Source organism: Pseudomonas sp. FP2254, assembly GCF_030687695.1.
GTDB lineage: Bacteria > Pseudomonadota > Gammaproteobacteria > Pseudomonadales > Pseudomonadaceae > Aquipseudomonas > Aquipseudomonas quebecensis.
Genome location: NZ_CP117444.1, coordinates 5,041,639 through 5,056,433 on the forward strand (window position 1 = coordinate 5,041,639; position 14,795 = coordinate 5,056,433).

The 14,795-nt window shown below is 61.5% G+C and carries 12 protein-coding genes and 1 tRNA gene; 11 read left to right on the top strand and 2 right to left on the bottom strand.

Features of this window, described 5'->3' with window-relative positions; all coding sequences use genetic code 11:
• Nucleotides 1-87: 87 nt before the first annotated feature.
• The 11 genes from PSH94_RS23290 (at nucleotide 88) to pqqE (ending at nucleotide 13,069) form a co-directional block, all read left to right on the top strand.
• Nucleotides 88-3,828 (top strand): bifunctional diguanylate cyclase/phosphodiesterase, encoded by a 3,741-nt coding sequence (locus PSH94_RS23290; protein ID WP_305435873.1) that lies wholly within the window; start codon nucleotides 88-90, stop codon nucleotides 3,826-3,828.
• 15 nt (nucleotides 3,829-3,843) lie between these two features.
• Nucleotides 3,844-3,920 (top strand) — tRNA-Ile (locus tag PSH94_RS23295).
• Nucleotides 3,921-4,169: 249 nt separating this feature from the next.
• Nucleotides 4,170-4,616: an Lrp/AsnC family transcriptional regulator gene (locus PSH94_RS23300; RefSeq protein WP_181080220.1), complete on the top strand. Its 447-nt coding sequence runs from the start codon at nucleotides 4,170-4,172 to the stop codon at nucleotides 4,614-4,616.
• A 146-nt stretch (nucleotides 4,617-4,762) separates the two neighbouring features.
• Complete coding sequence (locus PSH94_RS23305; RefSeq protein WP_181080219.1) at nucleotides 4,763-6,466, top strand: NAD(P)/FAD-dependent oxidoreductase; 1,704 nt, start codon at nucleotides 4,763-4,765, stop codon at nucleotides 6,464-6,466.
• Nucleotides 6,467-6,477: 11 nt separating this feature from the next.
• Nucleotides 6,478-7,275 carry a carbon-nitrogen hydrolase family protein gene (locus tag PSH94_RS23310; protein WP_305435874.1) on the top strand — a complete coding sequence of 266 codons (798 nt, stop codon included), beginning with the start codon at nucleotides 6,478-6,480 and terminating at the stop codon, nucleotides 7,273-7,275.
• A gap of 48 nt (nucleotides 7,276-7,323) precedes the next feature.
• A complete protein-coding gene (gene pqqF / locus PSH94_RS23315; RefSeq protein WP_305437749.1) occupies nucleotides 7,324-9,693 on the top strand; it encodes a pyrroloquinoline quinone biosynthesis protein PqqF in 2,370 nt (789 codons plus the stop codon).
• Nucleotides 9,694-9,852: 159 nt separating this feature from the next.
• Nucleotides 9,853-9,927 carry a pyrroloquinoline quinone precursor peptide PqqA gene (pqqA, locus tag PSH94_RS23320; RefSeq protein ID WP_003194766.1) on the top strand — a complete coding sequence of 25 codons (75 nt, stop codon included), beginning with the start codon at nucleotides 9,853-9,855 and terminating at the stop codon, nucleotides 9,925-9,927.
• A gap of 71 nt (nucleotides 9,928-9,998) precedes the next feature.
• Nucleotides 9,999-10,910 carry a pyrroloquinoline quinone biosynthesis protein PqqB gene (gene pqqB / locus PSH94_RS23325; protein WP_253509618.1) on the top strand — a complete coding sequence of 304 codons (912 nt, stop codon included), beginning with the start codon at nucleotides 9,999-10,001 and terminating at the stop codon, nucleotides 10,908-10,910.
• Nucleotides 10,911-10,921: 11 nt separating this feature from the next.
• Nucleotides 10,922-11,674 carry a pyrroloquinoline-quinone synthase PqqC gene (pqqC, locus tag PSH94_RS23330; RefSeq protein WP_305435875.1) on the top strand — a complete coding sequence of 251 codons (753 nt, stop codon included), beginning with the start codon at nucleotides 10,922-10,924 and terminating at the stop codon, nucleotides 11,672-11,674.
• Entirely contained in the window at nucleotides 11,671-11,946 is a 276-nt protein-coding gene (gene pqqD / locus PSH94_RS23335; RefSeq protein ID WP_305435876.1) for a pyrroloquinoline quinone biosynthesis peptide chaperone PqqD, read from the top strand. Before pqqC ends, pqqD begins: the two co-directional genes overlap by 4 nt.
• Nucleotides 11,939-13,069, top strand: coding sequence for a pyrroloquinoline quinone biosynthesis protein PqqE (pqqE, locus tag PSH94_RS23340; protein WP_181080215.1), 1,131 nt, complete (start codon nucleotides 11,939-11,941; stop codon nucleotides 13,067-13,069). The genes pqqD and pqqE overlap by 8 nt, the downstream gene beginning before the upstream one ends.
• Before the next feature lie 5 nt (nucleotides 13,070-13,074).
• Here the strand turns inward: pqqE and PSH94_RS23345 are convergent, their stop codons facing one another.
• Both PSH94_RS23345 and PSH94_RS23350 read right to left on the bottom strand, forming a co-directional pair.
• Nucleotides 13,075-13,233, bottom strand: coding sequence for a YqaE/Pmp3 family membrane protein (locus PSH94_RS23345; protein WP_007904205.1), 159 nt, complete (start codon nucleotides 13,231-13,233; stop codon nucleotides 13,075-13,077).
• Nucleotides 13,234-13,414: 181 nt separating this feature from the next.
• Nucleotides 13,415-14,680 (bottom strand): aspartate aminotransferase family protein, encoded by a 1,266-nt coding sequence (locus tag PSH94_RS23350; RefSeq protein ID WP_305435877.1) that lies wholly within the window; start codon nucleotides 14,678-14,680, stop codon nucleotides 13,415-13,417.
• Nucleotides 14,681-14,795: the final 115 nt, after the last annotated feature.

A 14,795-nucleotide genomic window follows, 5' to 3' on the forward strand; every position in this document is an offset into this window, starting at 1 on the left:
TTGCCCAGATAAAAATCCCCGCGACACCCCTCCTGCGAAATGCCCGTCTACACTCGAAACAATTCCCCGTGCCATAACGAGACCGTTATGCCCAGTTTGCCGACCGTGATACTACTGTCGCTGCTGATCTGGACCGCAACGGCTGGCGCGTTGACTCTCACCGATCAAGAGCGTGCCTGGTTGGCGGACCATCAGGAGCTGCGCCTTGGCGTGGACACTTCGTGGCCACCTTTCGAATACCGTGACGAGAATGGGCATTATCAAGGTCTCGCCGCCGACTATGTGCGACTGATCCAGGATCGCCTGGGCGTCAAGGTCAAACTGATCGAACCACCGCGCTGGGGCATGGTGCTGGAGCTGGCCCGACACAATCAACTCGATCTTGTCCCCGGCGTCATGTCTACGCCCGAGCGCCAGAAATACCTGGCCTTTACCCGGCCCTATATCGACTTTCCGATGGTCATTCTCGCCCATGAAGGCGGAGCGCGACCGCGAAACCTCAAAGACCTCTACGGGCTGAAAATCGCCGTAGTGGACAGCTACGCCCCCCACGAACTGCTGCGCACCCATCACCCTGACCTGAATCTGGTGGCCATGCCCAACGTCAGCTCCACCCTGCAGGCTCTGGCCACCGGAAAAGTGGACGCCGTTGTCAGCGACCTCGCGTCCAGTGTCTGGAGCCTGCGCGAACTCAAACTTGAAGGCCTTTACGTCAGTGGTGAAACGCCCTACCGCTATCAACTGGCGATGGGGGTACCAAGCGAAGACAAGCTATTGGTGGGTATCCTCGATAAAGTGCTGGCCAACCTCAGCCTGGACGAAACCAACGCAATCCAGCACCACTGGGTTGGCAACTTCTCGGATAACCGCACGTTCTGGAGCGATCTGCTGTTATACGGCGTGCCGGCGCTACTGCTGCTCAGCACCGTATTGGTCATCGTCATCCGAATCAATCGTCGGCTCAGCTCGGAAATTTCCCGCCGTGTCGCACTCGAACAGGAGCTGCGCAGCAGCGAATATCATTACCGTGGCCTGGTAGAAAGTCTGTCCGCCATCGCCTGGGAAGCCAGCATTACCGACTTCACCTACAGCTACGTGTCTCCCCACGCCGAAGAACTGCTCGGTTATCCACGCGCCCATTGGCTGATACCCGGCTTCTGGCGCAACATCATCCACCCCGCAGACCTCACCCGCGCCGAAGCTTATTGCTGGCGCGAAACCCGTGCCAATCGCGATCACAGCGTCGATTACCGAGTGATCACCGCCGACGGCCGCTGCCTGTGGGTGCGCGATATCGTCAGCCTGATCGAGCACGGCCATGAGCCGGTACTTCGTGGCTTGATGATTGATATCAGCGAGGCCAAGCGCACCGAGGAGGCCTTGCAACGCTCCGAACAGAAGTTCGCCTCGGTGTTCCAGCAATGCCCCGACATTCTGGTAATCGCACGCCTGAGCGATGGCTGCCTGCTGGAGGTCAACAAAGCGTTTGAAGACCAGATCGGTTTAAGCGCCGCCGACGTGCTGGGCAAAACCGCCACTGACCTGAATATCTGGGGTGTTGACCAAGCAGGCCCCGACCTGCTGCATCGCGTACAAACCACCAGCATTCGCAACCTGGAAATGGCGTTCCGACGCAGCAATGGCCATGCCTTCACCGGGCTGGTGTCCGCCGAACCGTTCCAGCTCGATACGGTGGAAGCCATCGTGGTAGTGGTGCGCGACATCAGCCAGTTGAAGGAAACCCAGCAACAACTGCAGACCTCCGAGGAGAAATTCGCCAAGGCCTTTCATGCCTCGCCCGACGGTTTACTGCTGAGCCGCCAGCGCGACGGGCTGCTGATCGAGGTCAACGAGGGTTTCAGCCGCATTACCGGTTTCACCGCTGCCACTTCGATTGACCAGACCGCATTGGAACTGGGCATCTGGGTCGACCTCAACGAGCGCAAACATCTGCTGGAACTGATGCGGCGCGACGGGTTTGTGCGTGACTTCATCTGCCACATCCGCCGGGCCGACGGGCTGATACGCCTGTGCGAATTGTCCAGCCGCCCGCTGCCCATCGGTGACGAGGACTGCATGCTCACCATCGCCCGGGATATCACCGAGCGCCAATTGATGCAGGAAAAGCTGCAACAGGCCGCTACCGTATTCGAGAGCACCGCCGAGGGCGTGCTGATCACCGACACCCGGCAAAACATCAGCGCCGTCAACCGCGCCTTCAGCGAGATCACGGGCTACAGCGAGGCCGAAGCGCTTGGCGAAACGCCGAGGCTGCTGGCATCAGGGCTGCACGACAGCGCCTTCTATGCCGCCATGTGGCACCAGTTGACCGCCTATGGACACTGGCAAGGCGAGATCTCCAACCGCCGTAAGAACGGTGAGCTATACCCGAGTTGGCTGACCATCAGCGCCGTGCGTAACGGCGACCAGGTGACGCATTTTGTCGCGGTATTCGCCGATATCTCCAGCCTCAAACTCGCCCAGGCCCGCCTCGACTACCAGGCGCACCACGACCCCCTCACCGGTCTGCCCAACCGCACACTGTTTGAAAACCGCCTGCAGGCCGCGTTGAACGGCCAGCAGGAAACCGGCAAACAGGGCGCGGTGCTGTTTCTCGACCTCGACCGCTTCAAGCACATCAACGACAGCCTCGGCCATCCCGTTGGCGACCTGTTGCTCAAGGACATCGCCCTGCGCCTCAAAGAGCAACTGCGGGACATCGACACCGTCGCGCGCCTGGGCGGCGACGAATTCATCATCCTGCTGCCCGGCCTGCAACACCCCAGCGATGCCGAGCACCTGGCCAATAAACTGTTGGCGTGCTTCACCCCGCCATTCCAGGCCGGCGAGCACGAGTTCTTTATCAGTGCCAGCATCGGCACCAGTCTCTACCCGCAGGACGGCACCGACGTCGCCACTCTGGTCAAGAACGCCGACGCCGCGATGTACCGCTCCAAAGCCAAGGGGCGCAACCGGGTTGAAAGCTACACCCGCGACCTCACCGCACAGGCCAAGGAGCGCGTCGCCCTGGAACAAGAACTTCGTCGCGCCATCGAACGCAACGAATGCAGCCTCTACTACCAACCCAAACTGTGCCTCAAGACCCACGCGCTGATCGGCGCCGAAGCCTTGATCCGCTGGCACCACCCGACCTTCGGCGACGTGCCGCCCGAACATTTCATCCCCCTTGCGGAAGAAAACGGCATGATCCTGCAGATCGGCGATTGGGTGCTGGAGCAGGCCTGCCGCCAGCTTCACGCCTGGCAAGGCACTTTCGACGATTTCGGCCCGCTGTCGGTCAACCTCGCCGGCGCACAACTGCGCCACCCCAAGCTGCTGCCGCGCATCGAACAGTTACTGCGCGACTACCGCCTGGAGCCAGGCTGCCTGCAACTGGAGATCACCGAAAACTTCATCATGAGCCAGGCCGAAGAAGCCCTCGACGTACTGCACGAACTCAAGCGCCTGGGCGTCCAACTGGCGATCGATGACTTCGGCACCGGGTACTCCTCCCTCAGCTACCTCAAACGCCTGCCGTTGGACTTCCTGAAAATCGATCAATCCTTCGTCCGCGGCCTGCCCGACGACACCCATGACGCCGCCATCGTGCGCGCCATCATCGCCCTGGGCCACAGCATGCAATTCACCATCATCGCCGAGGGCGTGGAAAACCCCGCACAGCAAGCCTTTCTGGCCGATGAAGGCTGCGAACAAATGCAAGGCTACATCGTCAGCCTGCCTCTGCCGCCAGCACTTTTCGCCGCAACCTTCCTTCGTATGAAGGTTGAGGACTTTTCGGATAGCACAGCGAGGAAACCATCGTTATAATCCGCGACCTGTTAAGGGCCTATAGCTCAGTTGGTCAGAGCAGAGGACTCATAATCCTTTGGTCCACGGTTCAAGTCCGTGTGGGCCCACCAACTCCAAAGCCGCGCATTGCGCGGCTTTCGCGTTTCTGGCAGTTGGAAAGTCGCGGGCAATCAATCTCTAAAAACCTGATTCCTTGCAAAAACGTCCACATCTCACTTGGCAAACAACTGCCCAATATCCCTGAACGCCTTGAACTACAGCCCACCCGATTTGCCAGTTCCCCCACTGTTCGCGCGCTGCCTGCCGCCGATGCAAGTCTGTAACATGCGCATCCATCGCTGCCCCACGGAGTTCTGCCCTTGTCTGTCCTGGATGAAATCGATCGCCAGCTGATCGCTGCGCTGCAGATCAACGCCCGCGAAAGCGTGGCCATGCTGGCCAGGCGCTTAGGCATTGCGCGTACCACGGTCACCTCGCGCCTGGCGCGCCTGGAAAAAACCCAAGTGATCACCGGTTATGGCGTGCGCCTGGGCCAGCGCGTGGTGGATGGCGGCCTGCAGGCTTATGTCGGCATCACCGTACAGCCGCGCTCCGGTAAAGAAGTGCTGCGCAGGCTTAGCGCCATGGCCCAGGTGCAACAGCTGTGCGCGGTGAGCGGCGAGTTCGATTACGTGGCCTGGCTGCGTACCGATTCGCCGGAGCAGCTGGACCAACTGCTGGACCAGATCGGTAGCGTCGACGGGGTCGAGAAAACCACCACCTCGATCATCCTCAGTAACAAATTGGATCGCGGTCAGCCAATCTGACCGAACGTTTCGTCATATCGACTGAAATGAAGCCAATTCGACGACACATTGCGCCTTATTAACGAGCGCAACGCTGCCTAAACTGGCTGCCATCTTTTCCTATACTCAGCGGGTCGCGTCCCGCCGAGCCTTCAGTAAGGTCAGCCATGAGCATTCCGTCGAGCACTGTCAGCAAGCCCCATCGCCACCCCGCAGACGGGAAAAAACCCATCACCATTTTTGGCCCGGACTTCCCGTTTGCCTTCGATGACTGGATCGAACACCCCGCCGGCCTGGGCAGCATCCCGGCTGAACAGCATGGCGCCGAAGTGGCGATCGTGGGGGCGGGCATCGCCGGGCTGGTCGCGGCGTACGAGCTGATGAAGCTGGGCCTCAAACCCGTGGTGTACGAAGCCTCGAAGATGGGCGGACGCCTGCGCTCCCAGGCGTTTGAAGGGGCCGAAGGTATCATCGCCGAACTCGGCGGCATGCGCTTCCCGGTGTCGTCCACCGCGTTCTACCACTACGTGGACAAGCTGGGGCTGGACACCAAACCATTCCCCAACCCACTGACGCCCGCCTCCGGCAGTACCGTGATCGACCTCGAAGGCCAGACCCACTACGCACAGAAACTGTCGGATCTGCCAGCCCTGTTTCAGGAAGTGGCTGACGCCTGGGCCGATGCGCTGGAGGCCGGCTCGCAGTTCGGCGATATCCAGCAAGCCATCCGCGACCGCGACGTGCCACGCCTCAAGGCCCTGTGGAATAAGCTGGTGCCGTTGTGGGACGACCGCACCTTCTACGATTTCGTCGCCACCTCCAAAGCCTTCGCCAAGTTGTCGTTCCACCACCGGGAAGTGTTCGGCCAGGTCGGTTTCGGCACCGGCGGCTGGGACTCGGACTTCCCCAACTCAATGCTGGAGATCTTCCGCGTAGTGATGACCAACTGCGACGATCACCAGCATCTGGTGGTCGGCGGCGTGGCCCAGGTGCCCATGGGCATCTGGCGCCATGTGCCGCAGCGTTGCGCCCACTGGCCGGCGGGCACCAGCCTCAGTTCGCTGCACCGTGGTGCGCCACGGGCCGGGGTCAAGCGCATTGCCCACGCCGCCGACGGCCGCTTTGCCGTCACCGACACCTACGGCGATACTCGCGAATACGCGGCTGTGCTCACCACTTGCCAGAGCTGGCTGCTGACCACCCAGATCGAGTGCGATGAAACGCTGTTCTCGCAAAAAATGTGGATGGCCCTCGACCGCACCCGCTACATGCAGTCCTCGAAAACCTTCGTGATGGTCGACCGCCCGTTCTGGAAAGACAAAGACCCTGAAACGGGCCGCGACCTGATGAGCATGACCCTCACCGATCGCCTGACTCGCGGTACCTACCTGTTCGATAACGGCGACGACAAACCTGGCGTGATCTGCCTGTCGTACTCGTGGATGAGCGACGCACTGAAAATGCTCCCGCAGCCAATCGATAAGCGGGTGAAACTGGCCCTCGACGCGCTGAGCAAGATCTATCCGAAAGTCGATATCAAAGCCCGCATCATCGGCGACCCAATCACCGTGTCCTGGGAGGCCGATCCACACTTCCTCGGTGCCTTCAAGGGCGCGCTGCCCGGTCACTATCGCTATAACCAGCGCATGTACGCGCACTTCATGCAAAAGGACATGCCTGCCGAACAACGCGGGATTTTCATCGCCGGCGATGATGTGTCCTGGACACCCGCCTGGGTGGAAGGCGCGGTGCAGACCTCGTTGAATGCCGTGTGGGGCATCATGAATCACTTCGGCGGCCGCACTCATCCTGAAAACCCAGGGCCAGGTGACGTGTTCGACGAGATCGGGCCAATCGCCCTCGCCGATTAAGGAGCCAAGCCATGCGTGTCGCCCTCTACCAATGCCCGCCCCTGCCGCTGGATGTGGCGGCTAACCTCAAGCGCCTGCACACCGTGGCGCATGAGGCATCCGGCAGCGCCGATGTGCTGGTGCTGCCGGAGATGTTTCTTACCGGCTATAACATCGGTGCCGAAGCCGCCGGGGCCCTGGCCGAAGCGCAGGACGGGGACTCGGCGCAGGCGATTGCCGAGCTTGCGAAAAACGCCCGCCTGGCCATCCTCTATGGCTACCCGGAGCGCGCCGCAAACGGGGATATCTACAATGCCGTGCAGTTGATCGACGCCAACGGCCAGCGCCTGTGCAACTACCGCAAGACCCATTTGTTCGGCGACCTGGACCACTTGATGTTCAGCGCCGGGGAGGATGATTTCCCGGTGGTGGAACTCAACGGCTGGAAGCTGGGGATGCTGATCTGCTACGACCTGGAGTTCCCTGAAAACGCCCGCCGCCTGGCCCTGGCCGGCGCTGAACTGATTCTGGTGCCCACCGCCAATATGGCGCCGTTCGACTTTATCGCCGACGTTACCGTGCGTGCGCGCGCGTTCGAGAACCAGTGCTACGTGGCGTATGCCAACTACTGCGGGAACGAAGAGGACATTCACTACTGCGGGCAAAGCAGCCTGGCAGCGCCGAATGGCGAGCGCATTGCCCTGGCAGGCCTGGATGAAGCCCTGATTGTCGGCACCGTGGATCACCAGGCAATCCTCGACGCACGCATCGCCAATGACTATTTGCATGACCGCCGCCCCGAGTTGTACGGCACGCTGCACAAGCCCTGATCCCGCGGGTTTGCTAGCATGGGCACTTCCCACGTTCTGGAAGTGCCCATGCCCGCCCCGGCCCACCCTCACTCTGCCACTCTGACTCTGGCCAATGGCCTGCGTGTCATCCTGCACGCAGCGCCCCATTTACAGCGCTGCGCCGCTGTTGTGCGGGTGGCCGCCGGTAGTCATGACGCGCCCTTGGCGTGGCCGGGGTTGGCGCATTTTCTGGAACACCTGTTGTTCCTGGGAACCGAGCGTTTTCCGACAGGCGAAGGGCTGATGACCTACGTGCAGCGGCATGGCGGACAGGTCAACGCCAGTACCCGCGAGCGCATCACCGAATTTTTCTTCGAACTGCCGGTGCCGAACGTTGCACAAGGGCTGGAGCGCTTGGCGGACATGCTCGCCCGACCACGCCTGGCACTCGACGATCAGCTACGCGAGCGCGAAGTGCTGCAGGCAGAGTTTGTCGCCTGGTCGAGGGATGCCAAGGCCCAGCAGCAAGTGGCATTGCTCGAAGGTGTCGCGAACGGTCATCCACTTCGGAACTTCCATGCCGGCAACCGGGACAGCCTGCCGGTCGAAACGGAAGCCTTTCAGCAAGCCTTGCGAGCATTTCACGCACAGTTCTACCAGAGTGGGCAGATGACATTGAGCCTAGCCGGTCCCCAACCGCTGGACGAACTCCAAGCCCTGGCGCACCGCTTCGGCGAAATCATCCCCACCGGATCTGGACATCCACAGGCCGCACCACCGGCCCTGATGGACGGCCAGCCCCAGGCTTATCGCCATGTCGCCGGCCAGCAACTGCACCACGTCATCGCCTGCAACGCGCCACGCGAAACCTTGGAGTTTCTGTGCACCTGGCTCAACAACCCGGCGCCCGGCGGGCTGCTGGCTGAACTGCAAGCCCAAGGCATGGCCACCGCGTTACATGCCAGCGTGCTCTACCACTTCGCCGGGCAGGCGCTGTTGGATATCGACTTTACCCTCAACCAGCCAGGCGAATCGGTCACACCGGTTGAAGCCTTGCTGCACGATTGGCTGAGCTTTTTCGCATACAGTGACTGGACGCCACTGCGCGAGGAATTCGCCCGAGTGACCGTGCGCCAGCGGCAGGTTCAGGGCGCACTGGCACTGGCCCGCAACGACAGCGAAGCGCTGTCAGACCACAGCATCGCGGCGCTGCACACGCTGCTGGATTCACTGCAACTGCCAGCCGCCAAGCACACGTGGCAACGGCCACCCGACAACCCCTTCCTACGCCCCTCCGACACAGAACCGCGTGCCGGCCTGATTCGTGGCCAGACCAGCGCCCACCGCGGCTTGCGTACCTTTGCCCAGGACCGCTCGCGGGGTCGCCGGGAAGCATCCGCGCTGACCTTCAACCAGGCTGTACCCACAGACCGCCAGGAAGGCGCGTTGTACCTGAACTGGCGGTTTGACTCACCCGCGCCGTCCGGACTGGAAGGTGCGTTGCACGTCTTGAGCGAAAACGCTCGCCAGGCTGGGCTGGCGTTAACGTTTGAAACGACCGGCCACGATTGGCGGATCAGCATGGTCGGGCTTCACGCGCTCATGCCGAAGGTACTCGAAGCGTTGGCGCAAAGCCTTACGCAGGCGCACCCAACACCCGACACCACGCCACCACCGCTCGCCATTCGCGCATTGCTTAAAGCATTGCCCGCTTACTGCGCAGAGACCACGGCCGAGCGCGCACATCAGCCTGCTTCCTGGCATACCGCCCGTTGGCATGGGCTGGGTATAGGCTTGCCGGCAACATGCGAGGCGCTGATAAAAACAGCTGCCGCCGGCTTGCCGGGGCAACCGGCGGGCATTGAGCGCCAACCCCGTGACCTCAACGGTCAGTGCGTGTGGCATGCAGTTAAAACCGACGCCAGCGAAGCCGCGTTGTTGCTGTTCTGCCCGACACCCAGTCTTTCCCTGGCGGATGAAGCCGCATGGCGCCTGCTTGTTCATCGAGTGCAGGGGCCGTTTTACCAACGCTTGCGGGTGGAACAGCAAATCGGCTACGCCGTGTTCAGCGGTATCCGACAGATCAACGGGCAGACCGGCCTGTTGTTTGGTGTGCAATCTCCGCACCTGTCTCTGGATGAAATTGTGCAGCACCTGCACCGCTTCCTGGCGCAAGTGCCTACGCTGATCGAGCGCGATACAGACTTGGGCAACACGGCCCTGGCGCAGCAATTCAACGTCGACACGCTGCCGACATCGCAAGCAGCGGAACTGCTGTGGCATGCGCACCTGGCGGGCCATCCGTCGGATTACCTGGAGCGCCTCCAGCAACATCTATATGCCTGCACCTACGCCGATTTGCAGCATGCCGCCCAGCACCTGAAGGACGCCGTCGGTGGCTGGCTCTGGGTCGCCAACGGCGCGCCTTCGACGGACCTCTGGAAGGTTAAAGGTTGATCATTGCCAACCCTGCAACAGCCTTTTTCCACCAAGACAGCGCTAACTTGAAAAGAATTGCGTAACATTCCCACGCACACATCTGAACATCTCCGACTGGAGGTGGACTATATGTATTACTTGGTAGTAAACGTCCCATCCCTTCGTAGGAGTAAGAATATGACCTGGTCCAAACCTGCTTACACTGATCTGCGCATCGGTTTCGAAGTCACCATGTACTTCGCCAGCCGTTAATCGGCTGGGTATGACAACGCCTCGGTTCGCCCGGGGCGTTTTTGTTTTGAGCTTTGCTTGATGGAGCGATCATGTTTGTCCAGATTCTAGGTTCCGCCGCCGGCGGTGGTTTCCCGCAGTGGAACTGCAATTGCGTGAACTGCGCAGGTTTTCGTGATGGCAGCCTACGAGCCCACGCGCGCACCCAGTCGTCCATCGCAATCTCCGACGATGGCGTGAATTGGGTGCTGTGCAATGCCTCGCCGGATATTCGCGCGCAACTGCAAGGCTTCGCGCCGATGCAACCGGGCCGCGCCCTGCGTGACACCGGCATCAGCGCAATCATCCTGATGGACAGCCAGATCGACCACACCACCGGCCTGCTGAGCCTGCGCGAAGGCTGCCCGCATCAAGTCTGGTGCACCGACATGGTCCATGAAGACCTGAGCACCGGTTTTCCGCTGTTCACGATGCTGACCCATTGGAACGGCGGCCTGGCCTGGAACCGCATCGAACTGGACGCCGGCTTCACCATCCCGTCCTGCCCCAACCTGCGTTTCACCCCGCTGCCGTTGCGCAGCGCGGCACCGCCCTACTCGCCGCACCGCTTCGACCCGCACCCAGGCGACAACATCGGCCTGATCGTCGAAGACCTGCGCACCGGCGGCAAACTGTTCTACGCCCCGGGCCTGGGCAAGGTCGATGCGCCATTGCTGGACATCATGGCCGGCAGCGATTGCCTGCTGGTGGACGGCACGATGTGGGACGACGACGAAATGCAACGCCGGGGCGTCGGCACCCGCACCGGGCGCGAGATGGGCCACCTGGCACAGAACGGCCCCGGCGGCATGCTGGAAGTGCTTGAGCAGTTGCCAACGCAGCGCAAGGTACTTATCCACATCAACAACACCAACCCGATCCTCGACGAAGACTCCCCCGAGCGCGCCGAGCTGGTGCGACGCAATGTGGAAGTGGCTTACGACGGCATGAGCATTGAATTGTAGGAGCTAGCCAAATGACTGACATACCAATGACGCGCGACGCCTTCGAACAGGCCCTGCGGGCCAAGGGCGCCTTCTACCATATTCATCACCCCTACCATGTGGCGATGTATGAAGGCCGCGCCACCCGCGAGCAGATCCAGGGCTGGGTTGCCAACCGCTTCTATTACCAAGTGAATATTCCGCTGAAGGACGCCGCCATCCTGGCCAATTGCCCGGACCGTGAGATACGTCGCGAGTGGATCCAGCGCATGCTCGACCACGACGGCGCACCGGGTGAAGACGGCGGCATCGAGGCCTGGCTGCGCCTGGGCCAGGCGGTGGGTCTGGACCCCGAGCAACTGCGCTCCCAGGAACTGGTCTTGCCCGGCGTGCGGTTTGCGGTAGACGCTTACGTCAACTTCGCCCGTCGCGCCAGTTGGCAGGAGGCCGCCAGCAGCTCGCTGACCGAACTGTTCGCGCCGCAGATCCACCAGTCGCGCCTCGACAGTTGGCCGCAGCATTATCCGTGGATCGATCCGGCCGGTTACGAGTACTTTCGCACTCGCCTGGGCCAGGCCCGCCGCGATGTGGAACACGGCCTGGCAATCACCCTGCAGCACTACACCACCCGCGAAGGCCAGGAGCGCATGCTGGAAATTCTCCAGTTCAAACTGGATATCCTATGGAGCATGCTGGACGCCATGAGCATGGCCTACGAACTGAACCGCCCGCCGTACCACAGCGTGACCGACCAGCGGGTGTGGCATAAAGGGATCACCCTATGACCTTTGATCGCAGCAGAAAACCGACCTGGCGCCAGGGCTACCGCTACCAGTACGAGCCCGCGCAGAAAGGCCATGTGTTGCTCTACCCCGAAGGCATGATCAAGCTCAATGACAGCGCCGCGCTGATTGGTGGCTTGATCGACGGAGAGCGCGACGTGGCGGCGATCATTGCCGCGCTCGAAGAACAGTTCCCCGGCGTGCCTGAGCTGGGCGACGACATCGAGCAATTCATGGAGGTCGCCCGTGCAGAGCACTGGATTACCCTTGCCTGAAAAACCGCCGATCGGCCTGCCGCTTTGGCTATTGGCCGAACTGACCTACCGCTGCCCGCTGCAATGCCCGTACTGCTCCAACCCGCTGGACTTCGCCGAGCAGGGCAAAGAGCTGAGCACCGAGCAATGGTTCAAGGTGTTTCGCGAAGCCCGCGAGATGGGCGCCGCGCAACTGGGGTTTTCCGGCGGTGAACCGCTGGTGCGACAAGACCTTGCCGAGCTGATCGGCGAGGCGCGCAGGCTAGGCTTCTATACCAACCTGATCACCTCCGGCATCGGCCTGACCGAGCAGAAGATCAGCGACTTCAAGAAAGCCGGCCTGGACCATATCCAGATCAGCTTCCAGGCCAGCGACGAACAGGTGAACAACCTGCTGGCCGGCTCGAAAAAGGCCTTCACGCAAAAGCTGGAAATGGCCCGCGCGGTGAAAGCACACGGCTACCCGATGGTGCTCAACTTCGTCACCCATCGGCACAATATCGACAAGATCGACCGCATCATCGAGCTGTGCATCGCCCTGGAAGCGGACTTCGTCGAACTCGCCACCTGCCAGTTCTATGGCTGGGCGCAGCTCAATCGTGTGGGTCTGTTACCGACTCAGGAGCAACTGGTACGCGCCGAGCGCATCACCAATGAATACCGCGCCAGGCTCGAAGCCGAAGGCCACCCGTGCAAACTGATCTTCGTGACGCCGGATTACTACGAGGAACGCCCGAAGGCCTGCATGAATGGCTGGGGCAGTATCTTTCTGACGGTGACGCCGGACGGCACTGCCCTGCCGTGTCACGGCGCCCGACAAATGCCGGTGCAATTTCCCAATGTGCGCGACCACAGCATGCAGCACATCTGGTACGACTCGTTTGGCTTCAATCGCTTTCGCGGCTACGACTGGATGCCCGAGCCGTGCCGTTCATGTGACGAAAAAGAGAAGGACTTCGGCGGCTGCCGTTGCCAGGCCTTCATGCTCACGGGAGATGCCAGCAATGCCGACCCGGTGTGCAGCAAGTCCGAGCATCACGGCCTCATCCTCAAGGCGCGGGAAGAAGCCGAACACGCCACCCAGACCATCGAGCAACTGGCCTTTCGCAACGAGCGCAACTCACGCCTGATCGCGAAAGGCTGAGGGCCTTAACGCTTGGCGATGATGTACACCGCGTGGACGATGCCTGGGATGTAACCGCACAGGGTCAGCAGAATATTCAGCCAGAACGCGCCGGCGAAGCCCACTTGCAGAAACACCCCCAGTGGCGGCAGCAGAATGGCGATGATGATGCGAATGAAATCCATGGGTCAGCTCCAATCAATCGGCTCGTGTGAGCCGTGTAGCTAATCGACCTTGGGTGTTCGTGAGGGTTCAGTGGGATCTGGCACGGAGCCATGCGTTAACAATCAGGCAAAAAAACACCCCCAGCCAAAAAAATCAGGCTGGGGGTGCTGCGTATACCGCGAGACGGTTCAGGAAATCGGGTTAAACAGCGATGCCTTTGCGACATTGCAATTGCGCAGTGCGCACGCGGGAGAAAGCGCGGGCCAGGCGCAGAAGCATTTCGTCGATGTTGCTTTTGCTCACGGTCAGCGCGGGGGTGAAGCGCAGGCAGTCGGGCTGCGGGGCGCTGAGGATCAGGCCTTCATGTAAAGCCGCATTGACCACCGCATCCGCGGATTCTTCCGACAACGTCAGCCCCCATAGAAGGCCCTGGCCGCGCGGTGCGCCATGGTCATAACGGTAGGCCAGGCGCGCCAGGCCCTCGCCCAGATAGAGGCCGGACTCACGCACGTGCTCAAGAAAACCATGCTCCAGCACGTTGTTGAGCACCGCGGCACCGGCCGACGCCATCAGCGCATTGCCATGATGGGTGCCTTCCAGCTCGCCCAGGTCGAAGCAACAGGCGTTACCCCGCGCCAGCAAGGCCGCCAACGGCACACCGCCGCCCAAGCCTTTGCCCAGGGTGATGATGTCGGCGCGCACCCCATAGTGCTGCTCGGCCAGTAACGTCCCGCAACGCCCCATGCCGGTTTGCACCTCGTCGAGGATCAGCAGAATCCCCAATTCCCGGCACAGCCGTTCGACGCCCTTAAGATAGTGCTCGGTCGCCGGCACCACTCCGGCACCCTGGATCGGCTCAAGCATGATGGCCACGGTCTGGGCGTCCACGGCGGCGTGCAGTGCTGGCAAGTCGTTGAAGGGTACGTGGCTGAAGCCGGGCAACTGCGGCTCGAAACGGTTTTCCTGGGCGCCGGTGGAGGCCGCGAGCGCCGCGAAGCTGCGACCGTGTCGCGCGTTGCTCGCACTGATAATGCGGTAAGCCCCACCGCGATGCAGTTGGCCCCATTTACGCGCCAGCTTGATCGCCGCCTCGCACGCCTCCGCGCCGCTGTTAAGCAGGTAAGCCTGGTCGCTGCCGGTGCGATGGCACAAGCGTTCGACCAGACTGAGTTGCGTACGGTTGTGCAGGGCCATGCCGGGGTTGATCAATGCCTGGGTCTGGTCGGCAAGCGCCTTGATCAGCACCTGTGGGCTGTGGCCGAGGCTATTGGCGGCATTGCCCTGGCTGAAATCGAGATAGGCGCGGTCGTCACTGTCCCATAACCAGGAACCCTGTCCGCGCACGAATACTTGCGGGGGCTTGGCGACGGTGGGCATCAGCGCATCACCGGACGGTTCACCGGGTGACACTTCGAGCACCAGGTCATCCAGGCTCGGCGCGGGACGGCGCAAGGTGAACAGATTCACACTTCACCTCCAGCGGCAAGTGAACCTTGCCCACCCACGGGCTGGAGGTTTTTTGAGTTGCCTATATAAACGCTATCAACGTGAACGCTGTTCATTGCTCGATTCGGCCCTGTAA